21 protein-coding genes are annotated in these 26550 nt (G+C 63.8%); 17 read left to right on the top strand and 4 right to left on the bottom strand.

Annotated features, from left to right (window positions below; all coding sequences use genetic code 11):
• The first annotated feature begins 27 nt into the window (after positions 1–27).
• The 7 genes from AB0Y14_RS02375 to cobA all read left to right on the top strand — a co-directional run bounded on the left by AB0Y14_RS02375 (position 28) and on the right by cobA (position 7660).
• Entirely contained in the window at positions 28–819 is a 792-nt protein-coding gene (locus AB0Y14_RS02375; RefSeq protein ID WP_436587670.1) for an SDR family oxidoreductase, read from the top strand.
• Between the two features lie 8 nt (positions 820–827).
• Positions 828–1574 carry a sirohydrochlorin chelatase gene (locus AB0Y14_RS02370; protein ID WP_436587669.1) on the top strand — a complete coding sequence of 249 codons (747 nt, stop codon included), beginning with the start codon at positions 828–830 and terminating at the stop codon, positions 1572–1574.
• 75 nt (positions 1575–1649) lie between these two features.
• Positions 1650–3371, top strand: a complete 1722-nt coding sequence (locus AB0Y14_RS02365) for a nitrite/sulfite reductase (protein WP_436587668.1) — start codon at positions 1650–1652, stop codon at positions 3369–3371.
• Positions 3368–4072, top strand: coding sequence for a phosphoadenylyl-sulfate reductase (locus tag AB0Y14_RS02360; protein WP_436587667.1), 705 nt, complete (start codon positions 3368–3370; stop codon positions 4070–4072). Before AB0Y14_RS02365 ends, AB0Y14_RS02360 begins: the two co-directional genes overlap by 4 nt.
• Positions 4073–4101: 29 nt before the next feature.
• Positions 4102–5064 carry a sulfate adenylyltransferase subunit CysD gene (gene cysD / locus AB0Y14_RS02355; RefSeq protein WP_436587666.1) on the top strand — a complete coding sequence of 321 codons (963 nt, stop codon included), beginning with the start codon at positions 4102–4104 and terminating at the stop codon, positions 5062–5064.
• Positions 5065–6441, top strand: coding sequence for a sulfate adenylyltransferase subunit 1 (locus AB0Y14_RS02350; RefSeq protein ID WP_436587665.1), 1377 nt, complete (start codon positions 5065–5067; stop codon positions 6439–6441).
• Between the two features lie 13 nt (positions 6442–6454).
• Complete coding sequence (cobA, locus tag AB0Y14_RS02345; RefSeq protein WP_436587664.1) at positions 6455–7660, top strand: uroporphyrinogen-III C-methyltransferase; 1206 nt, start codon at positions 6455–6457, stop codon at positions 7658–7660.
• Between the two features lie 20 nt (positions 7661–7680).
• Here the strand turns inward: cobA and AB0Y14_RS02340 are convergent, their stop codons facing one another.
• On the bottom strand, positions 7681–8070 hold the full coding sequence (locus AB0Y14_RS02340; protein ID WP_436587663.1) for a DoxX family protein: 390 nt from the start codon (positions 8068–8070) through the stop codon (positions 7681–7683).
• Positions 8071–8540: 470 nt separating this feature from the next.
• Between AB0Y14_RS02340 and ileS the strand changes: the two genes are divergently transcribed.
• From ileS to ndk, 5 genes are read left to right on the top strand one after another with little or no spacing between them, the layout of a single operon-like run.
• On the top strand, positions 8541–11846 hold the full coding sequence (gene ileS / locus AB0Y14_RS02335; RefSeq protein ID WP_436587662.1) for an isoleucine--tRNA ligase: 3306 nt from the start codon (positions 8541–8543) through the stop codon (positions 11844–11846).
• The gene (locus tag AB0Y14_RS02330; protein WP_436587661.1) at positions 11843–13372 is read left to right on the top strand and encodes a bifunctional folylpolyglutamate synthase/dihydrofolate synthase; all 1530 of its coding nucleotides are present in this window, start codon (positions 11843–11845) and stop codon (positions 13370–13372) included. The genes ileS and AB0Y14_RS02330 overlap by 4 nt, the downstream gene beginning before the upstream one ends.
• 9 nt (positions 13373–13381) lie before the next feature.
• Positions 13382–13825: a DUF4233 domain-containing protein gene (locus AB0Y14_RS02325; protein ID WP_436587660.1), complete on the top strand. Its 444-nt coding sequence runs from the start codon at positions 13382–13384 to the stop codon at positions 13823–13825.
• Between the two features lie 2 nt (positions 13826–13827).
• The gene (locus tag AB0Y14_RS02320) at positions 13828–15081 is read left to right on the top strand and encodes a hypothetical protein (RefSeq protein WP_436587659.1); all 1254 of its coding nucleotides are present in this window, start codon (positions 13828–13830) and stop codon (positions 15079–15081) included.
• A 10-nt stretch (positions 15082–15091) separates the two neighbouring features.
• Entirely contained in the window at positions 15092–15505 is a 414-nt protein-coding gene (gene ndk, locus AB0Y14_RS02315; protein WP_436587658.1) for a nucleoside-diphosphate kinase, read from the top strand.
• Between the two features lie 240 nt (positions 15506–15745).
• Here ndk and AB0Y14_RS02310 read toward each other — a convergent pair whose 3' ends face one another.
• The 3 genes from AB0Y14_RS02310 to AB0Y14_RS02300 all read right to left on the bottom strand — a co-directional run bounded on the left by AB0Y14_RS02310 (position 15746) and on the right by AB0Y14_RS02300 (position 18835).
• A complete protein-coding gene (locus AB0Y14_RS02310; RefSeq protein WP_436587657.1) occupies positions 15746–16393 on the bottom strand; it encodes a vitamin K epoxide reductase family protein in 648 nt (215 codons plus the stop codon).
• A gap of 1234 nt (positions 16394–17627) precedes the next feature.
• Complete coding sequence (locus AB0Y14_RS02305; protein ID WP_436587656.1) at positions 17628–17927, bottom strand: hypothetical protein; 300 nt, start codon at positions 17925–17927, stop codon at positions 17628–17630.
• 380 nt (positions 17928–18307) lie between these two features.
• Positions 18308–18835, bottom strand: a complete 528-nt coding sequence (locus AB0Y14_RS02300) for an Ltp family lipoprotein (protein WP_436587655.1) — start codon at positions 18833–18835, stop codon at positions 18308–18310.
• Positions 18836–19547: 712 nt separating this feature from the next.
• On the opposite strand from AB0Y14_RS02300, the gene AB0Y14_RS02295 reads away from it, so the two are divergent.
• The 5 genes from AB0Y14_RS02295 to proB all read left to right on the top strand — a co-directional run bounded on the left by AB0Y14_RS02295 (position 19548) and on the right by proB (position 26495).
• Entirely contained in the window at positions 19548–22634 is a 3087-nt protein-coding gene (locus tag AB0Y14_RS02295) for an Rne/Rng family ribonuclease (protein ID WP_436587654.1), read from the top strand.
• A gap of 293 nt (positions 22635–22927) precedes the next feature.
• Complete coding sequence (gene rplU, locus AB0Y14_RS02290) at positions 22928–23242, top strand: 50S ribosomal protein L21 (RefSeq protein ID WP_436588802.1); 315 nt, start codon at positions 22928–22930, stop codon at positions 23240–23242.
• A gap of 48 nt (positions 23243–23290) precedes the next feature.
• Entirely contained in the window at positions 23291–23548 is a 258-nt protein-coding gene (gene rpmA / locus AB0Y14_RS02285; protein WP_436587653.1) for a 50S ribosomal protein L27, read from the top strand.
• 141 nt (positions 23549–23689) lie between these two features.
• Positions 23690–25297, top strand: a complete 1608-nt coding sequence (gene obgE, locus AB0Y14_RS02280; RefSeq protein WP_436587652.1) for a GTPase ObgE — start codon at positions 23690–23692, stop codon at positions 25295–25297.
• Positions 25290–26495, top strand: a complete 1206-nt coding sequence (gene proB, locus AB0Y14_RS02275) for a glutamate 5-kinase (RefSeq protein ID WP_436587651.1) — start codon at positions 25290–25292, stop codon at positions 26493–26495. Before obgE ends, proB begins: the two co-directional genes overlap by 8 nt.
• Positions 26496–26550 lie beyond the last annotated feature (55 nt).

The raw sequence follows: 26550 nt of genomic DNA, 5'->3' as shown, positions 1-26550 counted from the left end.
CCCGCGCGGCCTTTGTAGTCTGGGTCCATGACGCAACTCAGCACCCATGATTCAGCCACGAAGAAGCTCACGGCGAAGGTCGCGGTCGTGACCGGCGCGAGTTCCGGGATCGGCCGGGAGTCCGCACGCCAACTCGCAGACCAGGGGTGGACCGTCTACGCCGTCGCGCGTCGTGCCGAGCGACTCGAGGAGTTGGCCAAGGAGACCGGCGTGATTCCCCATTCACTCGACATTACGGACCGAGACGCGGTGGAGGATCTCGCCGAGCGCGTCATCGAGGAACAGGGAACCATTGACGCACTGCTCAATATTTCCGGCGCCGCCATCGGCGTGGATCCGGTTGCGGACGGCAACCCCCAGGACTGGGAATCGATGTTCAGACTCAACGTCATCGGAACGCTCCACGTGACCCAGGCTTTTCTCCCGGCCCTTCGGGCCAACGGGCACGGCACCGTCATGAACCTCACCTCCACGGCGGCCGAGGCCGGTTACGAAGGCGGTGGGGGATACAACGCCGCCAAATTCGGGGAACGGGGCATGACCCAGGCACTGCGCCTCGAGGAGGCAGAGAACAACCTCCGTGTCATCGAGATCTGCCCCGGCATGGTCCGGACGGAAGAATTCTCGGTCAAGAGGCTCGGCGGCAGCCAGGACGCCGCGGACGATGTCTATCGCGGTGTCGACGAACCGCTGACCGCTGAAGACGTCGCCCGGGTCGTCACGTTCTCGGTCACCCTGCCTCACCACATCAACCTGGACCAGATCACGATGAGACCCGTGGCGCAGGCATCCCAGTTCAAAGTGATCCGCCGGTCATAGGCGAAAGCGTGGACACGAAGATCCTCTCCGAGCACAGCCTGATTGCGTGCGGCCACGGGACCCGCAATGCCCAGGGGCAGGAGACCATCGCGGCCCTGGTCTCGGCGATAGGCCACCGGATGGGGCGGCCCGTTCTGGGCGCGTCGGTAGACGTCCAGACCCCCGCGGTCGGCGACGTCGTCGCTGGCTTGCCCACGGACCGACCGGGGATCATCATGCCGCTGCTTCTCTCGACCGGTTACCACACGAAGGTCGACCTGCGTGATGCGGCAGCACGATTCGGGGCCGGGGAGTCGACCGGGGCGGGCGAGTGCGGGGACCGGGTCCGGATCGCCGACCCGTTGGGCCCTTCCGAGCGACTTGCACATCTTCAGGCCAGACGTCTCGGAGAAGCCGGGTGGCAGCAGGGCGACGGCGTCGTGATGGCCGTCGTCGGCTCATCCGTCGCCGCCGGAGGCGACGATGCCCGGACCCAGTCGAGGAATCTCGAGCGCGTCCTGGGTCAACGGGTGGACGTGGCCTTCGGGGCTGCGGCCGACCCCACGGTTCCGGCGGCCATCGAGGCATGCCGCCATCGAGGTGCTCCACGGGTCTTCGTTTCCTCGTACATCCTCGCCCCGGGCTTTTTCCAGGACCGCTTGCACCAGGCTGGGGCCGACGGCGTCACTCGGACCCTGCTCGATGTCGGCGACCCCGACTCCTTGGACACCGTGGCGGGCATCGCCGTGGATCGGGCGATGCACTGCACTGTGTGACTCTGCAAGTCCTTGTGTTGATGCGTGTTGAGACGGAGCTTTGGATAGAGCCGTACTGTTCCTAGAGTTCCATGCATGGTTGCACAGACACGGGAGAACCAAGACGGCGGCGCGAGCGCCAAACCTCGTGCGAAAAAGCCGAACGCCCAGTGGAAGATCGACGGCACCGAGCCGATGAACCACAACGAGGAGTTCAAGCTCGAGGACAGCGGGCTCAACGTGCGCCGTCGCATCGAGGAGAAGTACGCCCATGAGGGCTTCGATGCGATCTCCGACGATGACCTTCACGGCCGTTTCCGCTGGTGGGGGCTCTACACGCAGCGCATGCCGGGTATCGACGGCGGCCGCACGGCCAAGCTGGAGACCCGCGAGCTCGAAGACCGGTACTTCATGATGAGGATCCGCCTGGACGGCGGTCAGCTGAGCCTCGAACAGTTGCGCACGATCGCCGGGATCTCTGAGGAATTCGCGCGCGGAACCGCGGACGTGTCCGACCGACAGAACATCCAGATGCACTGGATCTCGGTCGAGGACGTGCCCGAGATCTGGCAACGTCTGGAGAACGTCGGACTGTCGACCACGGAGGCGTGCGGTGACGTTTCTCGAGTGATTCTGGGTTCGCCTCTGGCCGGTGTGGCCGAGGACGAAATCCTGGACCCGACGCCGGTGATCGAGACCATCAAAGAGCGGTTCATCGGTGATCCGGACCTGGCCAATCTGCCGCGCAAGTTCAAGACCGCGGTGTCCGGTCACCCGAGTCAGGACGTCGTCCACGAGATCAACGACATTTCGCTCATCGGTGTCGAACATCCCGAGCACGGCCCCGGATTCGACCTGTGGGTCGGTGGAGGGCTCTCGACCAATCCGAAACTCGCCGTGCGGCTTGGGGCCTTCGTGAGCGAAGAGCAGGCCCCCGAGGTGTGGCACGGGGTGATCCGGATTTTCCGGGACTACGGGTACCGGCGCCTGCGCAATCGGGCCAGGCTCAAGTTCCTGATGGCCGATTGGGGGCCTGAAAAGTTTCGCGAGGTGCTCGAGCAGGAGTACTTGGGATATGCCCTCGCGGATGGTCCCGAGCCGTCTTCCCCGAAGCACTCTGGTGATCACGTCGGAACGCACCTGCAGAAGGACGGCAAGTACTACGTCGGCCTGAGCCCGATGGTCGGTCGAGTCGGGGGAGGCCTGCTGACAGGGCTCGCCGATCTGATGGAAAAATACGGTTCGGCGCGGTTGCGCACGACGCCGTACCAGAAGCTCGTGGTTCTCGATCTGCCCGCAGAATCGGTCGAGAACTTCGTCGCCGAGGCGGAGGAGCTTGGTCTGTCGGCGTCTCCGTCGGTCTTCCGGCGCGACACCATGGCGTGCACGGGCATCGAGTTCTGCAAGCTCGCGATCGTCGAAACGAAGAACACCGCCGAGCGGGTGGTCGGCGAGCTCGAAGAGCGATTGGCCGATGTGCGGGATCAGCTTCCGGAACAATTGAGTCTTTACGTCAACGGTTGCCCCAACTCCTGCGCCCGGATCCAGACGGCCGACATCGGGTTGAAGGGACAGATCATTCCCGACGGCGAGGGCGGCCAGACCTCCGGGTTCCAGGTTCATCTGGGTGGCGGGCTCGCGAACTACCGCAATGATGCCGAGGGAGAACTCGGACGGACCGTCCGCGGCCTGAAAGTCGCCTCCGACGACGTCTCCGACTACGTGGAACGTCTGATCCGGCGCTACATCGACACCCGGGCGGAAGGCGAGACCTTCGCCCGGTGGGCCAAGAACGCGGAAGAGGAGGAATTGGTATGACCACCGACACCGAGAATGACCTTCGCACTCTGGCGGATCGGGCCGAGGACCGTCTGGACTGGGAAGCCAGCGCGGAAGAGGTGATCCGTTGGGTCGCCGAGAACTTCGAGACCTCCGACGTGGCCGTCGCCTGCTCCATGGCCGACGCCGTTCTTCCCGCCCTCGTTGCCAAGCACCTTCCCGGCGTCGACGTGCTCTTCCTTGATACCGGATACCACTTCCCAGAAACCATGGGTACCCGTGACCTGGTGCAGGAATCCCTCGACGTCAACATCGTGGATCTCAAGCCCGAGCTGACGGTCGAGGAACAAGATCGCGAGTACGGGAAGGATCTGTTCGCTTCGGACCCCACCGCGTGCTGCCGGATGAGGAAAGTGGAACCACTCAACAAAGCCCTTGCGGGCTACAAGCTGTGGTTCACCGGAGTACGGAGGGACGAGGCTCCCACACGCACCAACACACCACTGGTCGCCTGGGACGACTCCCACGGCCTGGTCAAGGCCAACCCGATGGCGACCTGGTCGTTCGACGACCTGGTCGATTACGCGAACGAGAACAGCGTGCCGGTCAACATGTTGCTGACCAACGGCTATCCGTCGATCGGATGCCAGCCGTGCACCCGGCCCGTGGCCGAGGGAGAGGACCCGCGCGCCGGCCGTTGGGCGGGTCAGTCCAAGACGGAATGCGGGATACACCTGTGAGCGGGAAGAGCGAAGGAACGAATGCCTCTATGACCACTGAGATTTTCCCTGGGAGGGGCGGACCGTCCGTGGCACTCGCGGAGTCGGATGCCGACGTCCGTCCCCTGACTGACCTGGACATCCTGGAATCCGAGTCGATCCACATCATTCGTGAGGTCGTAGCGGAGTTCGACCGGCCGGCCATGCTGTTCTCGGGAGGCAAGGACTCCGTGGTGATGGCCCACCTGGCCGCCAAAGCGTTCTTCCCGGGACGGCTTCCGTTCCCGTTGGTGCACATCGACACGGGGCACAACTTTCCGGAGGTCTTGGAGTTCCGGGACCGGGCCGTCGAAAGGCTGGGAACCCACCTGGTGGTTGGGTCCGTGCAGGAGTACATCGATCGGGGAGAACTCGAGGAACGAGCGGACGGGACGCGCAATCCGTTGCAGACGGTTCCGCTTTTGGACACGATCGCGAGCAACCGTTTCGACGTCGTCTTCGGCGGAGGACGACGGGACGAGGACAAGGCACGCGCCAAGGAACGAGTACTGAGCCTCCGGGACGACTTCGGCCAGTGGGATCCGCGCAGCCAGCGCCCCGAATTGTGGAACCTCTACAACGGCCGCCACACGCCGGGTCAGCACGTTCGGGCCTTTCCGCTGTCCAATTGGACGGAGCTGGACGTCTGGCGCTACATCGAGCGCGAGAACATCGAGATTCCGAGTCTCTACTATGCCCACGAGAGGGACACCTTCCTGCGAGACGGAATGATCCGCGCGGTCGGCACAGTTTCCGTACCGGGTCCCGGAGAGGAGGTCGAGCGCCGGGTGGTGCGGTACCGGACGGTGGGGGACATGTCCTGCACGGGTGCCGTCGAGTCCTCGGCCGCGGACGCTTCTCAAGTGGTCCAGGAAGTCGCCGTGTCCACCCTGACCGAACGGGGTGCGACTCGGGCGGACGACCGCATCTCGGAAGCGGCCATGGAAGACCGCAAGAAAGACGGGTATTTCTAGATGACGATCACCGACACGCTCGCCGCCTCGACCGGGAGCACCAGGACTCTGTTTCGTTTCGCCACGGCCGGTTCGGTCGACGACGGCAAATCCACCCTGGTGGGCAGGCTTCTCTTCGATTCGAAGGCGATCCTGGCCGACCAACTGGAAGCCGTCGCCAGAACATCCGCGGAGCGAGGCTTCGGCGCCTCGGGCGAAGAGATCGATCTGGCTCTGCTGACCGACGGCCTGCGGGCGGAACGCGAACAAGGCATCACGATCGACGTCGCCTATCGTTACTTCGCGACCGATGCACGCAACTTCATCCTTGCCGATTGCCCCGGTCACGTGGAGTACACGAAGAACACGGTCACGGGCGCCTCGACCGCGGACGCCGTGGTGCTTTTGGTCGATGCCCGGAACGGGGTTCTTGAACAGACCCGACGTCACCTGGCGGTGACCAGGCTCCTGCGAGTCCCGCACGTGATCATCGCGGTGAACAAAATTGACCTCGTGGACTACGCAGAGTCCGTGTACGAAGAGATTTCCGCCGACATCGATCGTGTGGCGAGAGAGCTCGGGATCGACGGGGCACTGACGGTCCCCGTGTCAGCTCTGAAGGGCGACAACGTGGTGACCGCATCTGCCAGAACCCCGTGGTACACCGGCCCGACGCTCCTCGAGCTCCTGGAGGAGCTGCCCGACCGGGATCGCTCCCTCCAAGCGAGTGAACCGTTTCGCATGCCGGTGCAGACCGTGATCCGGCCGCAGGGGTCCCTGGCCCCCGGTCTCGAGGAGGACGATTACCGCGACTTCCGGGGCTACGCAGGGCAAATCTCTGCTGGCTCGATCAGGGTGGGGCAGAGCATCGCCGTCGCCGGAACCAACCGGACCACCCGCGTGACCGGCATGTGGAGCGGCACGGAACGCGTGGACTCGGCCCGATCGCCCCAGTCGGTCGTCCTGGAGATCGATGACCAATTGGATTTGGCCCGCGGGTCCATGCTCGCCGCCGCCGAGTCCGCACCCACCGGACACCGTGAATTCGGTGCCAGAATCGCGTGGCTGAACGACAAGCCGCTCACCCCCGGAGCCAAGGTTCTCGTCAAACACGGGGCCGCCACGGTGAAGGCTCTTGTCGAGGAGGTGCACGCGCGGCTCGACCTGACGGATCTCACGGACGCCCCGGCCGATGCTCTCGAGCTGAATGACATCGGATCCGTGGCGATCAGAACCGCAACGCCGTTGCCCGTGGAGGATTACGAACATCATCGCCAAACCGGCGCCTTTCTGGTCATCGATCCGACCTCGGGAGACACCCTGGGGGCAGGCATAGCGGCCCCCAACGTCGTCGACGCCCAGGATCCTCTGGAGGACTGGCTCGAGGACGAGGGCTGACGACCCGGGACTCATGACCTATCCACTCGGACTGCAGCTGCGAGGACTGGATGTGCTCGTCGTCGGCGGCGGCCCCGTCGCCACCCGGCGCATCGGCCCGCTCCTCGAAGACGGGGCCCTCGTGACCGTCGTCGCCCCGACCGCAAGCCAGGAGATTCGCGACTGGAGCGCGCGCGGCGAACTGCGCTGGCGGGCTCGAGCCTTCGGCTCTTCGGACCTGGACCACGTGTGGCTCGTTCTGACCCACACTTCTGACCCCGCGACCCAGGACCTCGTGTCGGAGGAGGCGGCTCGCCGGAGAATTTTCTGTGTCAAGGGCGGAGACCCCGAAGCGGGGACGGCGTGGGTCCCCAGCGTCGCCAAGTCGCACGGCGTCACCGTGGGAGTCAACGCGAACAAGGACCCTCGCCGGGCACGACGCATCGCGGCGTGGCTGGATGCGGCCCTCGAATCCGGGACGGCCCCCGTGGACCCCATATCCGGGAGAGTCACGATCGACGATGCCCAGACGCCTGGAACCGTGGCCCTCGTCGGTGGCGGTCCCGGGGCCGTCGAGCTCCTGACCGTCCGGGGGAGATTCCTGCTCGCCATGGCCGACGTCGTCGTCGCCGACCGTCTCGGCCCGCGGGACGTCCTGGCTCGGCTCCGGGAAGACGCGGTCATCATCGAGGTGGGCAAGAAAGCCGGGCATCACCCGGTGCCGCAGTCCGAGATCAATGAGATCCTGGTGCGCCAGGCCCGCACCGGTGCCCGGGTCGTGCGGCTGAAGGGCGGCGACCCCTTTGTCCTCGGTCGTGGGGGAGAAGAGGTCGAGTACTGCGCGTCCCACGGGATCGAAACCGAGGTGGTCCCGGGGGTGACATCCGCGATCTCCGTCCCGGCGGCGGCAGGCATCCCCGTGACGCACCGGGGAGCTGCTACAGGGTTCACGGTCATCACCGGACATCAGCAATTGGACGCCGCGCCATCCGGCACGGACCACACCCTGGTGCTGCTCATGGGCGTCACGCGGCTCGCTGAGACCGCCGAACGGCTGATTGCGGCAGGGCGCCCGGATTCGACGCCGACGGCCGTGATCGAGCGCGGCTGGACGCCCGAGCAACGGACCACGTTCGGAACCTTGTCCGACATTGCCGCTCGTTGCGAAGCGCGCTCAGTGGCCGCGCCCGCGGTCATCGTGGTCGGCGACGTCGTTCGCCTGGCACCCGATTATCCGTGAGGTGCGCCGGTACTTTCGGCTCAGGCCGCGTGCCGGGCCACGCGCAGGCCCGAGGAAATCATCGGCCACTGCAAGGGCAACCGTCCCCAAGCGATCAGTTTCGGAAGCGGGGCCTTGTGGCGGTAGTCCCACGCCATCTGGAAATTGCCCGGCCATACACCGAGGTAGAGAGCAACCGCGGCCCGGCCGCCCGAGCGTCGCGTGCGGCGGTTGAGCAAGAGCGCGGCCACCCCGAGTTCGGCCACGCCAGAACCGAGGGTCCAGGCCCTGGCCGACCCCGGAAGGGAGGACGGAATCAGAGCATCGAAATGCTCAGGACGGACAAAATGCAGAGCGCCCATGGCGGCCAGCGCGGTTCCCTGGACGAGGGCGGACCGGTTGGCTGCTTTGCGCTGTTCGGGAGTCGTCATGCCCTCGATTCTAGGCCGTTGACTGGCCCGGATGTCACTTGGGGACTCACGTCTGTTCCGGTGCGATGGAGCCCAATCGGCGTCTTTGAGGGGCGCGTGAGGTACCAGGAGACCGGCTCCGAAGTCGTGGGCGATAGGGGTTAGACAGGGATCGCCCAACTGCTTAGACTGATATGCAGTGCGAAGACCCGGCCATCACCGGCGAGCAATCCGGAAGAACGGGCAGTACCTGTGGTGTCCCATTCGGCGTTGCGGCGCGGGAAATCACGGAATAGATACAGCCTCACTAGACCCGGACGGGTAGGCCCGAGACAGCCGTCATGAAGCGGCCGTGGCCGCTGAGACACCCCCGCGGTGACCTTCTGGGTCACCGCGGGTCGTCCCAGCTCTCACGGCAAGTGAGGTGGTACCGCGTCGTCACGGCGTCCTGACGCAAACGAATGTTCGACTTCGAGATCCAGGATGACCACGTGAGCACTCACTACCCCAAGGCCTCCACCGACTTTGCCAACGCAGCATCCGGTGGCGTGCCGGCCTCGCCTTCCTTCCCGAAACTGGAAGAAGGAGTCCTCGACTACTGGAGCGAGGACGGGACTTTCCAGCACAGTATCGAGCAGCGTGACAGTGATGAAGGCACCCCGGACGAATTCGTGTTCTACGATGGTCCCCCCTTTGCGAACGGTCTGCCCCACTACGGCCATCTCCTCACCGGTTATGTGAAGGATCTCGTCGCCCGATACCAGACGCAGCGCGGCAACAAGGTCGATCGCCGCTTCGGATGGGATACGCACGGCCTGCCCGCCGAGCTCGAAGTCATGAAACAACTCGGCATGTCCGAGAAGAAGCAGATCGAAGAAATGGGCATCGACAAGTTCAACGATGCCTGCCGTTCTGCCGTCCTCAAGTACACCGACGAGTGGGAAAAATATGTGACCCGCCAAGCCCGCTGGGTCGACTTCGAGAACGACTACAAGACGCTCAATGTCGAGTACATGGAGTCGGTGATCTGGGCCTTCAAACGCCTTCACGACAAGGGCCTGACATACCAGGGATTCCGCGTCCTTCCGTACTGCTGGAAGGACGAGACCCCGCTGTCCAACCACGAGCTCCGGATGGACGACGACGTCTACAAGGACCGCCAGGACCCCACGATCACGACGACGTTCATTTTGAAGGAAGGGGATACGCCGGCCAGCCGCGAACTCGCCGGAGTCGCCGCCATTGGCTGGACCACGACCCCCTGGACGGTTCCCGCCAACCTGGCGCTGGCGGTCGGTCCGGAGATCGATTACGTTGCCCTTCCCGCCGGCCCCAACGGGACCTCTGCCAAGGCCGAGCGATTCCTGCTGGCCTCCGAGCGACTCGAGGACTACGCCACGGACCTCGGATACGAGGATGCGGATTCGGCGCGGGAGTCCGTCGAGGCCCATTACCTCGGCAAGGACCTCGAGGGTATCCGGTATGAGCCGCTTTTCGACGCGTTCACCGACGCCGAGAAGTTCGGAACCGAGAACGCGTGGAGAATCCTCGTGGCCGACTACGTCACGACCACGGGCGGCACCGGAATCGTCCACCAGGCTCCGGCCTATGGTGAGGACGACCAGGCGACCTGCGAGAAGTACGGAATCCCGGTGATCCTGACCGTCGACGAGGGTGCGAGGGTGCTGCCCCTGTTCAACGGGACGGAGCTCGAGGACGTCGTCGGCATGCAGGTCTTCGAAACGAATACCCCAATCGTGCGCCACCTGCGCGGCAACGGACTGCTCGTGCGTGAGAGCTCGTACGTCCACTCGTACCCGCACTGCTGGCGGTGCCGGAACCCCCTGATCTACCGCGCGATCACGTCCTGGTACGTGTCGGTCACCCAGTTCAAGGACCGGATGGTCGAACTCAATGAGGAGATCAACTGGATCCCGGAGAACGTCAAGCACGGCCAGTTCGGCAAGTGGCTCGAGAACGCTCGTGACTGGTCGATTTCCCGTAACCGTTACTGGGGTTCGCCCATCCCGGTGTGGGTCTCGGACGATCCGAACTACCCCCGTACCGATGTGTACGGTTCCCTGGCCGAGCTGGAGGCCGACTTCGGCCGCCTACCGCTGAACAAGGACGGCGAACCGGATCTCCACCGGCCCTACATCGACGAACTGACTCGTCCGAACCCGGATGATCCCACGGGAGCGTCGACCATGCGCCGCGTCTCGGATGTCCTCGACGTGTGGTTCGACTCGGGATCGATGCCTTACGCCCAGGTCCACTATCCGTTCGAGAACAAGGACTGGTTCGAAGGCCATTACCCGGCCGACTTCATCGTCGAATACATCGGCCAGACGCGGGGATGGTTCTACACGCTGCACATCCTGGCCACGGCCCTGTTCGACCGCCCGGCGTTCACGAACGTTATCTCCCACGGCATCGTGCTCGGGTCGGATGGGCAGAAGATGTCCAAGTCGCTCCGAAACTATCCGGACGTGACCGAGGTGCTGGACAGGGACGGATCCGACGCGATGCGCTGGTTCCTGATGTCGTCGCCGATCCTCCGAGGCGGCAACCTGATCGTGACCGAGCGCGGTATCCGCGAGGGAGTCCGGCAGGTCATGCTTCCCCTGTGGAATGCCTACCACTTCTTCGCGCTGTACTCGAACGCCGCCTTCGACGGCCGTGGCTACGACGCCCGTTTCCGGTACTCGTGCGAGAACGTGATGGACCGCTTCATCCTGGCCAAGACGCGGCAGCTCATCGAAGAGGTCACGGAGGACTTCGACCGGTACGATGTCTGGGCGGCGTGCGAGCACTTGCGGGTCTACGCGGACGCGTTGACCAACTGGTACGTTCGTCGATCCCGGGAACGTTTCTTTGACGAGGACATCGCTGCCTTCGACGTCCTCTACACGTGCCTCGAAACCGTCTGCCGTATTGCGGCGCCCCTGCTGCCGATGGAGACCGAAGCCATCTGGCGCGGGCTGACCGGCGGAAGGTCCGTGCACCTGACCGATTGGCCGCAGAAGGGTGTACTGGCCCAGGAACAGGATCTCATCGCGTCGATGGAAGCCACCCGGGCCATCTGCTCGGCGGGTTCGGCTTTGCGGAAGTCCGAGAACATCCGCGTACGCCAACCGCTGGCGTCCATGACCGTTGCCGTTCCGCGCGGCAAGGAACTCGCGGGGACCTTCTCGAGCATCATCGCCTCCGAACTCAACATCAAGAGGGTCGAGGTTCTCGACGCCGCGGAGGTCTCGGCAGAGTCCTATGGAATTTCCCGGAGCCTCAAGGTCAATGCAAGGGCGGCCGGGCCGAGACTCGGCAAGCTGGTGCAGGTTGCGATCAAGGCGTCCAAAGCGGGCGACTGGGACATCGACGCAGACGGCACGGTGGTCGTCGGGGGCTCAACGCTCGACGAGCCTCTGTCCCTCCAAGAAGGGGAGTACGAGCTCGAGACGGTGGTGGCCGAAGGCGAGAACGCCGATCGGGCCGTGTCCGTGATCGACGGCGGCTTCATCGTGCTCGACACGAGGCTGACTCCCGCCCTTCGAGCCGAAGGAACCGCCCGAGACATGATCCGCGTGATCCAGCAGGCTCGGAAGGACGCGGGTCTGCAGGTCTCGGACAGGATCCGTACAGTGGTCCGGGACGCAGACGAGGTGCTCGATGCACTCCGCGAGAACGAACAACTCGTTTCCGGGGAGACACTGACCCAGGACCTCGTCCTCGAGACGGCGTCCGAATCTTCGGTGACCGTCGAGACGGTCCCGACCGAATCCGCAGAGAGTGATGCATGAGCGACCAGCCTTTCCAAGATGACGACGACTCGCAGGACGGTTCCGAGGAACTGCCCGACGAACTCAGCCCGCTGACCCCCGAGGACATCGAGGACGCCGAGGAATCAGACCTGGACGAGGAACCGGACGGGCCGCACCCGGCGGCCGATGATTCGGGTGACCTCAGGGATGCGGCGTTCTCGGTCGAATCGATCTATGCCGAGCTGAGGGGGCGTGCACCGGAAACGCAGATGGCGCCACGGCTCGAGGCCATGCGTCTTGCCATGGATTTTCTGGGGGACCCGGCACACAGTGCGCCGGTCATCCAGATCACCGGAACCAATGGCAAGACGTCTACGGCTCGACTCGTCGAGCGGTTGCTCATGGCCCATGATCTCCGGCCCGGGCGGTACACCTCGCCTCACCTCGAGCGCGTCAACGAGCGCATCTGCGTGGATGGGGAGCCCGTCGACGACGCGACCTTCGTGCGCGTCTGGGACGAAATCCGGCCCTACCTGGAGATGGTCGATCGGCAGCTGGGCGAACAGGGCGAGGTACCCCTGACCGAATTCGAGGCCATGACAGTCTTGGCCTTTGCGGTCTTCGCGGATGCTCCCGTGGACATCATGGTGCTCGAGGTAGGACTGGGCGGGGAATGGGACGCGACCAACGTCGCGGACGCCCAGGTGTCCGTGGTGACTCCCATCGACCTGGACCACACCGACATGCTGGGGGACACGGTGGAGGAGATTGCGGCAGAGAAGGCCGGAATCATCTCTCAGGGCGGCTTCCTGGTTTCGGCCGCACAGAAGCCGTCGGTGGCCGAGGTACTGCTGGACCGGGCCAGGCGCGAGGAGGCCGAATTCCGCTTCGAGGGAGTCGAGTTCGGCGTGACCGAACGGGTCCCCGGCGTCGGCGGCCAGGTCATCACGATCCAGGGTCTGGCGGGTCGCTATCCCGAGGTCGCGTTTCCCCTCTTCGGGGAGCACCAGGCGGAGAACGCCTCCTTGGCGGTGGCCGCGGTCGAGGCGCTACTGGGCGGGGGCGAGAAGGAGCTGTCCATCGACCTGATCCGCACCGCATTCGAAGAGGCGACATCGCCCGGCCGACTGGAAACCGTCCGGACGGCACCCGTCGTCGTCCTCGACGCCGCTCACAACCCGCACGGTATGAGGGCCTCGGCCGCTGCCGTACGCGAGTCCTTCGACGTCCGCCAGCTCAACATCGTTGTCGGGATTCTGCGTGACAAGGATGCCCTCGGGATCCTGGAGGTCATGAGGGAACAGTTCGCCGAGTCGACCGAGTTCGAGACGCGGTTGTACGTGACCGCGTCGACGTCACCTCGGGCGATTCCGGCGGGGGAACTCGGCGATCTCGCCCTGACGGCCGGATTCGACGACGACGCTGTCGAGGTCCACGAGCGCATCGACGATGCCTCGGTCGCGGCCATCTCCGACGCGGCCACCCGTGAGGAGCTCGATGCGGCGGTTCTCATCACCGGGTCGATCACCGTGGTCGGCGAAGCACGTGTACTGCTCGGACAGTAGGAGACTGTGATGGCACGCCTGACAAAGGCACAGCGCGAATGGCGACCCGGACAGGTCAAGAAGCCGGGATCGGTCAAGGTCATGTTCGCTTCGACGGTCCTTCTGCTCGAGGCTTTCGTGGTCTTCTTCGGGACCCTGGCGTATTTCGGGCTCGAGCATCTTCACTCGGGGACCGGAGCCAAGGTTTCGGTCATGGTTGGCGGTCTGGTCCTGGCCGCGGCGTTTGTCTACAACTGTGCTGTACTCCGGAAGTCGTGGGGCTACGCGATGGGCTGGATTCTCCAACTTCTCCTGGTGGCGACCGGCTTCCTGCTTCCGGCGATGTTCGTGATCGGTCTCTGCTTCATGGCGGCCTGGTGGTATTCCATGGTCACGGGCACCAAGATCGACCGTGAGAAGAAGGAGCGCTGGGAGGCCGAACAGGAGTGGGAGCGCACGCACGGACAGAGCTGAGGATGGACTGGGCAGGCGGTTCCGCCGGTACACCGGATCCGAGTCTGATCGAGACGGATCTTGAATCGAGAGCAGTCTTCGGCTCGTGGTCCGACAAGAGTGTCGGCAGCACCCGGGACGTCGACGCCGCACACGCACTCCTTGAGGCACTCGGCGGTTCCCAAGAGACCCCGACCGTGCTCGTCACGGGCTCCAAGGGGAAGGGACAGGCCGCCGCAGTTGCCGCCGCATACTTGAGCGCCGCGGGACTCAGGACAGGTTTGGTGTCCTCGCCCGGAACGGTGTCCAATCTCGACCGGTTCGCCCTGGACGGCACGGTGATCGGAGCCGCGGTGTACAACCGCTGGTTGCGTCGCGTCGATGCTGCCGTCTCCAGCCTGGACGTTCCCCCGGGGAATTATCTGGCGCCAACAGGGATCTTCACGATCATGGGCCACGCGATGCTCCAAGCGGCAGGCGCCGAGGTGATCGTGCACGAGGCAGGCATGGGTGGCGCCCACGACGAAATCTCGGTCCTGGACCGAGTGGCTGTCGGGTTCACGAGTGTCTTCCCGGAGCATCTGGACGTTTTCGGACCCACTCTGGCTCATGTCGCACGAGAGAAATTCGGCCTCATCCGGACCGGTGACCACGTGATCAGCGTTCCCCAGTCGCCTATTCCGTCCATGATTCTTCGTCAGACGTGCGATCATGTGAACGTCTCGGCCCACGAGGTGCCGTCCGGGGACTTTCTGTCCCAGAATCATGATCTGGGGGAGCGTTTGGCGGACGACGTCGCGCGACGCCTGGGCCGAGAGCCCTGGACCGGGAGAATCGAGCTGTGCCGACCGGGACGTGCGGAGTTCTGTCGCACGGCGGAAGGCACCGAGTTCTTTCTGGACGCGTGCATCGATCCCGTGGGCATGGCCGCTGCACTGAGCGAGGCCGAGTCCCGGTGGGGCAGCGTCGACACGGTGTACTGGTCGATTCCGACGACCAAGGACATCCTGGGCCTCGCGGATTTTCTCGACGGTCGAGGAATCGAGCACCGATTCGTGCCCCTGGAGTCCCATCACCTCGACTATGAGCTGCCCGCCGGCCTTCAGCAGGCACTGCAATTCGTCCAGCGGGAGACTCTGCTCGAGACCATCGGGGACCGGTCCATGATCGCGGGAACCGTGTCCTTCGGCGCCTCGGTGCTGAATGAGATCGGGGTCATGCCGACGCGCCTGTACGACCCAGATAGGATCGGTAGCGGAGAGATACCCCATATTTAGGAGTGCACAGATGTCCGAACGTTCGTTGGTCCTGGTCAAGCCCGATGGGACGGAGCGCAATCTGATCGGTGCCATCCTGGCCCGTATCGAGACCAAAGGTTACAAGATCACCGATCTTCGGCTGGTGGCCCCGTCCCGCGAGGTCCTCGAACAGCACTATGAGGAACACCAGGGCAAGCCGTTCTACGAGCCGCTGCTCGAATTCATGATGTCCGGTCCGGTGGTGGCGGCCGTCGTCGAGGGCGATCGTGTCATCGAATCCGTGCGCACGCTGATGGGTCCCTCCGACCCGACCGCCGCGGCCCCGGGAACCATCCGCGGTGACTTCGCCCGCGACTGGGGAGAAAAGGTCCAGAAGAATCTGGTCCACGGCTCGGACTCCCCGGAATCCGCAGAGCGCGAGATCGGCATCTGGTTCGGCTAGTCCGACGCCGGGCGCCCAGCCCCGTGTGAACACGCAACGCCCCCCCCGACGGGCCGTTCCCGACGGTCCGCTTTCGGGGGCGTTGCGTCATCTGAGGTGCGCCGACGTCGTCGGGGCCGGCTCCGCCGCCCTATGGCCACCCGTACGCGGACGGCACGCACCGAAGTAGCCCCACTCGTCGTCGACGGATGGGGCTTTCTTCGCATGAGCCGGTTCATGCCACGGCATCGTGCACCGGCATCAGGAGAGCATGGAGAGGATGTTGGAGAAGAATCGGATGAAGATGATTCCGAACAGGACCAACAGGATCATGACGACCAGGAACCACGACCAGGCGGGGAGCGTCTCGGCCACGCGGGGCGACACCGGAATCACCCCGGTGCGGATGTTGCGCATCGTCACGTTGACCGCGAGGGCCGTCTGCACGATCCAGACCACCATGCAGTACAGGCACAGTGCGTCGATTTGGAAGGTGGTCTGGTACCAGAGCCAGAAGGTGAACAAGGATCCCAGCAAGACGCCGACCTCGATGCTCATCCAGTACCACCTGGCGAACCTGGCGCCCGCGAAGATTGCCGCGCCAATGGTCAGAACGATCGCGTAGGCGACGATACCGATGAACGGGTTCGGGAATCCAAAGAGCTCAGCCTGGGGTGTGCGCATCACGGTGCCGCAATTGAGGAGCGCGTTGATGTCACAGCTGGACTTGTGGCCGGCGTCGAGAAAGACCTGGAGCCTCTCGAAGACGAGGGCAGCGGAAGCGATGAAGCCGATGCCGCCCGTGATGATCAACAGCCATGCAAAGCTTCTCTCCTGCGGCTGATTGGTCGACGGAAGCGTGGTCCTGTCGCTGTGCCTCGGCGCGGGGTCGACGCTGGATGTGCTCACAAGTCAGTCCTCGGGGTCGGGTCGGCACAGAACGGGCTGTGCGCGTATTGCATTCATCCTAACGAGGCCGGCTCAGAGGTCAGGGCCCGATTTTTCGAATTCGTCTCAAAAGTTGCTGTCAATTTCCAGCATGGTACCCCGGTGATCCCCGGTACCCCCGGCCACCCGGCAAACAAAGATCTGCACAGACCCCAGCACCCTCTAATCTCGGCTAAATCCCGGTAGATTGCGGACTCAATGCGGACTGGTCTGTGGCCACGGAAGTCATCAACAGGGTCGTAGCGTCCAGCACCTCGTCAGCTGAGGTCTCCCACAAATGCGAGTACACGTCCAAGGTCGTGGACGGACGCATACGATATCGGGTTTCCCAACACGTTCCCGGGGAACAGCCATTCAATCCTTGTGGCACCTACCGATTCTGCCTGCCACAGCAAGAAATCCGCGAGTTCCGTGGGGAGCGGGATATCCCGGTAGGAACCATATTTCGGGGGAACGGACTCAACTACGCCGCGGCTGATCCTGCGAATTTGTCGCCGTCTTTTCAGGATGGGTGGCGTGATGTCCCGTGGTTGGAGACCAACAATTTCGGATGCTCTGAGCCCGTGGAACGCTGCTGCCGCGAGAACGACATGGGCGGCCCCGAACGACCGGGGGGGGGCATCTGGCTGACCTGTCGTGTGGTTGGTATTCGAACGTCCCACGGTGTGTTTTTCCGTGATGGGAGGTCGATGCCGTTGCATGGGTTGAACGGGATGAGCCTGTCGCGGGTGGCTGCTAAGGCGCCGACCGCGTAAGTGCCTGCCGTGCAGGAAGTTGCTGAGGCGGTGGCCGAGAGGACCGAGACCAAGTCGGTCGTAGCGGCCACGGGGTTGATCCCGGAGTTCGCGCCGGCTGCTGTCGTGCCAGGACTTGAGGTCACCACCAACCAGACCGAAAGCACCAACGATTATCCGTACCTTGACGGCCTGGCTAGCATGGATGCCGTCTGGCCGGTCCTGTGCTATTGGCCACCTAGGCTAGACAGGTGCGGTTGCCCGAAAAAGAGGCTCCAGGCGGCCTCACCATCTAGACTGCACGTGTCTCCGAGACCTGAAGCTAGCTGTTTGCATCGGAGACGCATAGACCCCCCCGGCACTGGTCAGCGGATGTCCTTGTTTCGTTGGCCTCGTGTTCCAGTACGGCAGCAAGAAGCCCCCACCCGCGTGTGCAACGCGGATTGGGGGGCGTTTTGTGTTTACTCGACGCGGATGCCGTACTCCATGAAGCAGTACTGGATATCGCCTGACATCGCCGTGGAGGGGTCCAGGGCCTTGCACTGTTCGATTTTGTCTTCGTTCTGGCGAACCGCGGCTTGATCGTCAGGTGTGCCGTAGTTTTCGGGGTTCATCGGGTCAACACCGCCTGCCCAATCTCCGAGCTGGTTGGCCGAGCAGTACTGGACGAGCTCGTTGTGCAAGGCTTCGCTGTACGGCGCCGCAGACTCATTCCAGACATCGGAGGTGCAACCGCCGCCATTCTGCAAGTACTGATTCAACTGCGGAGACGCGCCTCCGGCCCCGGCTTCGGGCTGTGCAGAGTCGTCGGCCGGTTGCTGCGAGGGAGCATCCGAGGGATCAGAACTCTCGGACGGTGCTTCACTGGGGGTTTCCGAGGACGAATCGCTAGGAGCCTCTGAGGACGAGGCGCTGGTCGAGGAGGTCGACGGGCTGGCGGAAGAGCTCGATGATGAGGGACTCGGGTTACTCGACGATGATGAGTCTGAGGAATCGTCTCCTTGCGAGCACCCGGCGAGGGCGAGTGCGGCGATGGCCAGAACCGGGATGAAGGCGCGGATTCTCAACGGCTTGTTCTCCTAAAGTGACTGATTGGTGGTGTGCTCTGGCTAGGTCAGGCCCGGCGGGAACGCCTGGCTGGCTAGTCGTTCAGGTGCTGGACCGCGTAGTCGGCCTCTTCGTCCGTGAACCCCTCAATATCGGAGGTCAGCTGGTTCCTGACGGCCTCGGGGGACATGTCGTTCGACTTGACGTAGGACTTGCCCTTTTTCAACGCGTTCTCGTTCCAATCAACATCCAAGTTGTCGATGGCGTACTGAGCTGACTCATCGGAGAAAGCTTCAATGTCCGACGTGAGCTGGTTGTACACGCCCTGCTTGGACATGTGGCTGGACTTGGCGTAGGACTTGCCCTTCTTCAGCGCGGACTTGTATTCCTGCGGAGTATCGTCCTTCTCCGACGAATCCGACTGCGAGGTGCTACCGGAATTCGAATCGTCATCGGAACCTCCACCGCTCGCAACGGCGATGATGATTCCGATGATGACCACGACGACGATGATGCCGAGACACCCAAGGCAACCGAGGCAGCCACGCTTCCGGTTTGGGTCTCCGGGGGTCTCGGAAGCGTTCTGTTGGCGGCGCTGCTTGCCGTTCCAGTCGATCTTCATTTGTGTTCCTCTTATTGAGTCGAGTTCTGCCCAGCACGCATAGACGGTCTACTACCGGTGCGTGGGTAGGACGTGGCGATGCTGGGAGGTGGGGAGAGCGCGTAGTCAGGGGAAGCCTCAGCCACTCATACACTCAGTATGCACTAAACCTGAGTACTGAGTGTGTATAGCATCCAAACAACCTCCACCCCGCGTAATTATTAAGTGGATGACGCCTCATTAGGCCAGACGTATCCGGTGAGTGTTTGATTATGAGAAAACGAGGGCGAGTCCCCTGCGGACAACTTGCCTCGAGTGGCCGCATGTGGACTGTCTGTGAGCCGGATCCGCGTCATAGCTGTGATTCAGCGGTAATCAAAAGTTGCTGTCCATTCGATGAGCAGCAAGCCAGCGCCTGGCTGTGCGATACTGAGAGCGGTGAGAGTTGCGCCGCACGCGACTCTTTATCCAATGTGACGCCGACAGGTGCTGTGCACCGCTTCGGACAACGGAGCGAAGACCACCTTTCACAAGACTTCAGCGGGACGCGAAGCTCGGCGAATCCATTGGCCCGGGTGGTGCCCTTCGCCGGCAGATTTCGCCGCCGGCTCGACGAGCCCCCTCGGGTAGGGAACGGACTTCCGGCCGTCGCGCACGTCGCGGCAGGACCGATTAAGAACGGCCGAATCCCGGGTGCGGCCCGGTAACGGCTCCATAGGAGTACTGACTGAATATGAATACGCAGAACGAAGGCACCGCCCCTCAGGGTGGGGCCGAAGAGAACGAACCCACAACACCCCCAACAACACATCCCGAACACCAGGGCGAAGATCCGAACACACCGGAGACAGAAGCGGTCACGGCTCCTGCTGACGGCGAGTCTCAGGCGACCTCCGAATCGGAGGAGTCTCCCACGAACCCGGTGACGGCACCGCTCTCGCCGCCCTCGCTTTTGTTCCACGCTCCCGATCTTGACGAGATCAAGGCCGCCGCCAGCAAAAAGAACCCCGAGGATTCAGAAGACGAGGAACCGTCGGACGACGACGACGCTGTCGAGGACGGCGAAGTGGTCTCCCGGAAGCGGCGTCGTCGACGTCGCGGTGGGGAAGACATCGAACTGACCGGGGGCAGTGACGAGGATCCGCCCAACACGGTCACCAAGGTCCGAACTCCGCGAGTGACCGAGAGCGCCTCGTCGAACAAGGTCGCTTCCGTCAAAGGGTCCACCCGTCTCGAGGCCAAACGCCAGCGTCGCCGTGATTCCCGAGCTTCCGGACGCCGCCGCCACGTCATCACAGAGGCGGAGTTCCTCGCGCGCCGGGAGTCAGTGGACCGGCAGATGATTGTCCGTCAGAAGGACGACAGGATTCAGATCGGCGTGCTCGAGGACGGCGTGCTTGCGGAGCATTTCGTGTCGAAGACGCAACAGGATTCCCTGATCGGCAACGTCTACCTGGGCAAGGTGCAGAACGTCCTGCCGTCCATGGAAGCCGCCTTCGTGGACATCGGGCGCGGTCGCAATGCCGTGCTCTATGCGGGTGAGGTGAACTGGGATGCCTCCGGCCTCGACGGTCAACCTCGAAAGATCGAGAATGCGCTGAAGTCCGGCGATTCGGTTCTGGTCCAGGTGACCAAGGACCCCATCGGCCACAAAGGCGCGCGACTGACCTCTCAGGTGTCCTTGCCGGGGCGGTTCCTCGTCTACGTTCCGGGCGGTTCGATGACAGGCATTTCCCGCAAGCTTCCGGACACCGAGCGTGCCCGTCTGAAAAAGATCCTCAAGGACAAGCTGCCGGACGGCGCAGGCGTCATCGTGCGCACCGCCGCCGAGGGTGCGGCCGAGGAAGAACTCGCCCATGACATCAATCGGCTCCGCGCCCAGTGGGAAGACATCGAGTCGAAATCCAAGGGCAAGAAGACCCTCGCCCCCGAAATGCTGTACCAGGAGCCTGATCTGACCATCAAAACCGTTCGAGACGTCTTCAACGAGGACTTCTCCGCCATGGTCGTCCAAGGGGACCAGGCGTGGGACAACATCGAGGCGTACGTCACCTACGTGGCGCCGGACCTGATCGACCGGCTCAAGAAATGGGACGGCGAGGAGGACTTGTTCGATCACTACCGGATCGAGGAAGGACTCGCCAAGGCCCTGGACCGTAAGGTATTCCTTCCGTCCGGGGGTTCGCTCGTGATCGATCGAACCGAAGCCATGACCGTCATCGATGTCAATACGGGGAAATTCACCGGTTCGGGCGGAAACCTGGAAGAGACCGTCACGAAGAACAATCTGGAGGCAGCCGAGGAGATCGTCCGCCAACTCAGATTGCGGGACATCGGCGGGATCATCGTCATCGACTTCATCGACATGGTCCTGGAATCCAACCGTGACCTGGTCCTGCGCCGCCTGATCGAGTGCCTGGGGCGCGACCGCACCAAGCATCAGGTTGCAGAGGTAACTTCGCTCGGCCTGGTCCAGATGACCAGGAAGCGCATGGGCACCGGACTGCTCGAAGTCTTCTCAGAGACCTGTGAGCACTGTGCGGGCCGTGGACTCATCGTCCATGACCAGCCGCTCAAGGGCCGCTCCGGGGGAACCTCGGGCGCGGACAACCACGGCCGCGGCGATCGGAAGCGCAACAAGGACCGGAACAAGCAGCGTCGTCAGGACGAACAAGCCAAACAGGATGAGGCCAAAGCCGAGGCGACACGCCATGCACTGGCCAGCATCGCTGCGGCGTCTTCACACCCTGAGGATTCCGAGGGACAGGGCAAGGAAGACGATGCCCGGCGCTCTCCGGAGTCTGGCGAGTCGAAGTCGGCGAAGAAGCGCAAGCGTCGCAAACGCAACAAGGGCCGTGGTGGAGCCGAGTCCGAATCGAACCAGAGGCCGACCGGAGATGACACAGGAGCGGAGCCGACACAGGGCGACCACGCCCACGGTGTGGCTCAAGGCGAGCCCGACGCCGTCGTGACGATCCAGGGTGAGGTCGTGACCCTGCCGCAGGGATCCCGGAACCAGGAAACCTCCAATGGTGAGTCGGAGGAACAGGTCGAGGAATCGCAGGGCGAGCAGGGGCCATTCAGCCTCGACTCGCTCGCCGCGGCCTTCGAGCGGAAGCCTGGGGGAGAGCGTTCGGACGAACAGGAGACTGCTGACACCGACAGGACGGCGCCGGAAGACAGCTCCGTGGACGAGGCTTCCGACGAGCGGCCGGCTCGTCAGGCACGGCGCTCACGCCGGGCGCCCCTCCGCAATCGATCGGGACGCGAAGGCGCCGAAGCGGCCAGGCGAGCCGCGCTGGAGGCGCTGCAGGACATGAGGCCGGGCCGAGGTGGTCGAAAGAAGCCCGCCCAGGCCAACCAGGCGTCCAACAAGACCGAGAACGGCACATCCGATGCGGCAACCTCGCGAACGCAAGCCGCGGAGACATCCTCCGGCGGGTCGAGCCCATCTCGGAAGCCTCGCCGTCAGACGTCGCGCCGTGCGACCACCGGACCGGTTGCGGAACCGCACACCGACAAGCCGGTGACCGGCGTCGCAACCCCGGGGCAGGGAGCATCCGGCGAGACCGCCGAGCCCTCGAAGAGCGAGGCGCCGAAGGAGCCCGCGAAGTCCGCACCGAAGAAACGCCGCAGCAGGCGTGCGGCTTCCAGCACTGGAGTGGGCGGATCGATCCATACTGAGGAAACCGGATCAGCCCAGGGCGGTTCCGTCTCCACGGCCTCGTACTCCGCTCCCGCTTCGGAGGCCGCGCCGGCGGAGGACGTCCCCATGCTGGGTGTCGGAGTCAAGGCGTCGGAGATCAAACGGACCGAGTGAGTATGTGACGCGTGTCGCGCTGACATTGCGGCGACACGCGTCACCTCCACTTGCCCGTCTTCGTGCGGTATCGTAGGCTTGATAGCCGGTGCTCATTGCCACCTCATGACGGACGTCAGGGTCCGGGCCGTTCGACACGGGCTGAGACGGGAGATGAGCATGAGAGCGCAACTACTGCGGGTTATCCCGTTGGAAGCGACACGGACGGCCCTCCCACTCAACGAGGAGTCGCCTGAGCAGGCGCCCTCCCCAGAAACTTTGTACATATAACGTCGAGAGAAGTGAGTTCCCAAGTGGTGTACGCGATTGTCCGCGCTGGCGGCCGCCAAGAAAAGGTTTCCGTCGGAGACCTCGTGACCCTTGACCGCGTCGCCGGCGAGGCCGGCAGCACCATTGAGCTGCCCGTGCTGATGCTGGTCGACGGCGACAAGGTCACTGCAGACGCCAAGAACCTGGCGTCCGCAAAGGTCACTGCGGAGAAGGTCGAGGACCTGCGTGGTCCGAAGATTGTTATCCAGAAGTACAAGAACAAGACTGGTTACAAGAAGCGCCAGGGCTTCCGCGCTGATCTGACTCGCGTCAAGATCACCGGCATCGCCGCCAAGTAACCGACAGCACGGTTTCCGTCAGAAAATTTTTACCGAAGGCAGGCAGGTATGGCACATAAAAAAGGTGCAAGCTCAACCCGTAACGGTCGCGATTCGAATCCCCAGTTCCTGGGTGTGAAGCGTTTCGGTGGCCAGGCCGTTAACGCCGGCGAGATCATCGTCCGCCAGCGCGGCACCCACTTCCACCCGGGCGACAACGTCGGCCGCGGCGGAGATGACACGCTGTTCGCTCTGGCCGCCGGCCAGGTCGAATTCGGCCGTCGTCGTGGGCGCAAGGTCGTCAACATCCTGGAAGCGGCCGAGTAGTCGGACCGCAGAGCCAACGCCGGTCCTTGTGACCGCCGAGAGAAAGAGGGCATGTGCTCATATGCAGCACAGGCCCTCTTTTTTCGTTTAAAGTCGATAGAATCGCCCAAAGGGCACGTGAAGTATTTTCGAGGAGTCTGAGTGGCGAATTTCGTGGACCGAGTCGTCGTGCATGCCAGCGGCGGCTCAGGTGGCAATGGTTGTGTGTCCGTGCGCCGGGAGAAGTTCAAGCCCCTGGGAGGGCCGGACGGAGGCAACGGAGGCCACGGCGGCAACGTGGTCCTGCGCGTCGACGGCCAGTCCACGACTCTGCTGGAATACCATCACTCCCCGCACCGTACGGCCCCCAAAGGAGATATCGGCCGAGGAGCCCTGAACCACGGCCGCCACGGGGAAGACCTCATCCTCTCGGTTCCCCAGGGGACCGTGGTCAAAACCAAGGACGGTGACATCCTGGCGGATCTCGTGCGGGAGGGAGACGAGTTCATCGCCGCGCGTGGCGGAATCGGCGGGATGGGTAACGCCGCCCTGGCCTCGGTCAAGCGCAAGGCGCCCGGATTCGCGCTGCTCGGTATCGAAGGCGAAACCCGCGACATCGTCCTGGAACTCAAGTCGATCGCCGACGTCGCCCTCGTCGGCTACCCCTCGGCCGGCAAATCCTCGTTGATCGCGGCGATCAGCGCGGCCCGCCCGAAAATTGCCGACTACCCTTTCACGACCCTCGTCCCCAACCTGGGCGTAGTAGAGGCGGGGAGCACCCGTTTCACCGTGGCTGACGTCCCTGGCCTGATCGAAGGCGCATCGGATGGCAAAGGGCTCGGACATCGTTTCCTGCGGCACGTCGAACGGTGCGCGGCAATCGTGCACGTGATCGACTGTGCGACCCTCGAACCGCGCCGAGACCCCGTCAGCGATTTCGAGACCATCAACGGCGAGCTCTCGCGCTACGAGGTCGACCCGTCCGCCGGCACCTCGACGCCGTTGGTCGAGCGCCCTCACATCGCCGTCCTGAACAAGATCGATGTGCCAGAGGCCCGCGAACTCGCGGAATTCGTCCGCGAGGACTTGGAAGAACGTGGCATGCGGGTCATCGAAGTCTCCACGGCCTCACACGAAGGCCTCAAGGAACTGGCATTTGCCATGGCCGAATTGGTCGAGGAGTCCAGGGCCAAGCAGGAAGATGTCGCCGCCGAGGAACCCGAACCGGCTGTCGTCCGACCCCGCGGACATCGTAGGAAGAAGGAATCCGAGTTCATCATCCGTCATGAAGAGCGGAATCTCGAGCCGTTGTTCCGCGTCTTGGGGGAGAAGCCGGAGCGCTGGATTAAGCAAACTGATTTCTCGAATGATGAAGCCGTCGGGTACTTGGCGGATCGTCTGGCTAAGCTCGGTGTGGAAGACGAACTGTTCAAACAGGGCGCCAAGCCCGGCGATGCCGTGGTCATCGGGAACGAGGCGGATGCCGTGATCTTCGACTGGGAGCCGACCATGCTCTCCGGTGCGGAGAACCTCACGAGTCCGCGCGGTTCCGATGCCCGCCTCGAAGAACTGATCCGACCCACGCGTGCCGAGAAGCGCGAAGACTACCAGCAGCGCAAGGACGCACGTGCGGCCGCCCGTGATGAGCTGGAAGCTGAGCGACTCGCGGGCAAGTGGACCGAATCGGTTGAAGAGAGGCGCGAGCGGAAGGCCCGGGAAGCGACCGCAGAGACGAGCGAATCCCAAGGAGAAGAATCAGACCATGAGTAAGGCCAGAGGGAAACTCAAACGGACCGAGGTGCAGCGTTCGGCCGAGAACCGGGGTAAGAACCGGGTCAGCCCCATCGAGAGCCGGGCCGACATCCCGAAAGCGCGGCGCGTCGTCGTCAAAGTCGGGTCCTCCTCTCTGACCTCCATCGCCAATTCGCTCGATGAGCTGGCGGTGGCGACCATCACCGACGTGCTGGCCAAAGCCCACGAGCGAAACGTTGAGGTGGTGTTCGTGTCCTCGGGTGCGATCGCGGCGGGGCTCGCCCCACTGGGCCTGAGCCGACGACCCAAGGACCTTGCGACGCAGCAGGCTGCGGCCTCCGTCGGGCAGTCCCTGATCATGACCCGGTACACCGAGCTCTTCAGCCGGTACAACGTCACGATCTCCCAGGTCCTGGTGACGGCCGAGGACCTCATGCATCGCAGTCGGTACCACAACGCACACCGACAACTCGAGCGACTGCTTGACCTCAACGTCCTGCCGATCGTGAACGAGAACGACGCCGTCGCGACCCACGAACTCAAGTTCGGCGACAACGACCGCATCGCCGCTCTGGTCGCCCACACGATCAAGGCCGATGCGCTTCTGCTGCTGTCCGACGTCGACGCGTTGTACACCAAACACCCGGCCGAGGGCGGGGAAAGAATTCCGGAGGTCACGGACCCCGAGAAGGATCTCGACGGCGTCGAGGTTGGGACCATCGGACGGGCCGGGGTCGGCTCGGGCGGCATGGTCACAAAGGTCGAGGCCGCCAAGATCGCGTCCTCCTCGGGTATTCCCGCCCTGGTCACGTCGACGGCGAACGCATCGGCTGCTCTGGAGGGCCAGGACGTGGGCACGTGGTTCAAGCCCACGGGCGGGCGGCGCTCCGTGCGGTTGGTCTGGTTGGCCCAGCTGGCGAAGACCAAGGGCGCTCTGACGCTCGACGCCGGCGCGGTCAAGGCCATTCGCCGGCGGACATCACTTTTGGCCGCGGGCGTCACCAAGGTCGAGGGCATCTTCCGTCCCGGCGAGCCGGTTGCCCTGAAGGAACCGAGCGGCAAGACCATCGCGCACGGTATAGCGGCATATTCCAGTGAGGAATGCGCCAAGACGGCCGGCCAGCACACCGACGACGTCGTGGATGACCTGGGCGAGGGCTTCGACGGGGTCCTGGTCCACGTGGACAACCTGGCCCTGTTGCGCCGTAAGTACTGAGGGGGTCGCGGCGGTGTCTTCCGGTTCGACGGCCTGCCGCTGAACGGACAGATGT

Source organism: Rothia sp. HC945 (genome assembly GCF_051370785.1).
Taxonomy (GTDB): domain Bacteria; phylum Actinomycetota; class Actinomycetes; order Actinomycetales; family Micrococcaceae; genus Rothia.
The sequence above is the reverse complement of the archived record's forward strand: the minus strand, read 5'-3'. Positions and strand labels throughout refer to the sequence as shown.

Excerpts from the sequence above, each read along its gene's own strand:
- AB0Y14_RS02375 (WP_436587670.1), top strand. The coding sequence starts at position 28 with ATGACGCAACTCAGCACCCATGATTCAGCCACGAAGAAGCTCACGGCG.
- AB0Y14_RS02365 (WP_436587668.1), top strand. The coding sequence starts at position 1,650 with ATGGTTGCACAGACACGGGAGAACCAAGACGGCGGCGCGAGCGCCAAA.
- AB0Y14_RS02360 (WP_436587667.1), top strand. The coding sequence starts at position 3,368 with ATGACCACCGACACCGAGAATGACCTTCGCACTCTGGCGGATCGGGCC.
- cysD (WP_436587666.1), top strand. The coding sequence starts at position 4,102 with ATGACCACTGAGATTTTCCCTGGGAGGGGCGGACCGTCCGTGGCACTC.
- AB0Y14_RS02350 (WP_436587665.1), top strand. The coding sequence starts at position 5,065 with ATGACGATCACCGACACGCTCGCCGCCTCGACCGGGAGCACCAGGACT.
- cobA (WP_436587664.1), top strand. The coding sequence starts at position 6,455 with ATGACCTATCCACTCGGACTGCAGCTGCGAGGACTGGATGTGCTCGTC.
- AB0Y14_RS02340 (WP_436587663.1), bottom strand. The coding sequence starts at position 8,070 with ATGACGACTCCCGAACAGCGCAAAGCAGCCAACCGGTCCGCCCTCGTC.
- AB0Y14_RS02330 (WP_436587661.1), top strand. The coding sequence starts at position 11,843 with ATGAGCGACCAGCCTTTCCAAGATGACGACGACTCGCAGGACGGTTCC.
- AB0Y14_RS02325 (WP_436587660.1), top strand. The coding sequence starts at position 13,382 with ATGGCACGCCTGACAAAGGCACAGCGCGAATGGCGACCCGGACAGGTC.
- AB0Y14_RS02320 (WP_436587659.1), top strand. The coding sequence starts at position 13,828 with ATGGACTGGGCAGGCGGTTCCGCCGGTACACCGGATCCGAGTCTGATC.
- ndk (WP_436587658.1), top strand. The coding sequence starts at position 15,092 with ATGTCCGAACGTTCGTTGGTCCTGGTCAAGCCCGATGGGACGGAGCGC.
- AB0Y14_RS02300 (WP_436587655.1), bottom strand. The coding sequence starts at position 18,835 with ATGAAGATCGACTGGAACGGCAAGCAGCGCCGCCAACAGAACGCTTCC.
- AB0Y14_RS02295 (WP_436587654.1), top strand. The coding sequence starts at position 19,548 with ATGAATACGCAGAACGAAGGCACCGCCCCTCAGGGTGGGGCCGAAGAG.
- rpmA (WP_436587653.1), top strand. The coding sequence starts at position 23,291 with ATGGCACATAAAAAAGGTGCAAGCTCAACCCGTAACGGTCGCGATTCG.
- proB (WP_436587651.1), top strand. The coding sequence starts at position 25,290 with ATGAGTAAGGCCAGAGGGAAACTCAAACGGACCGAGGTGCAGCGTTCG.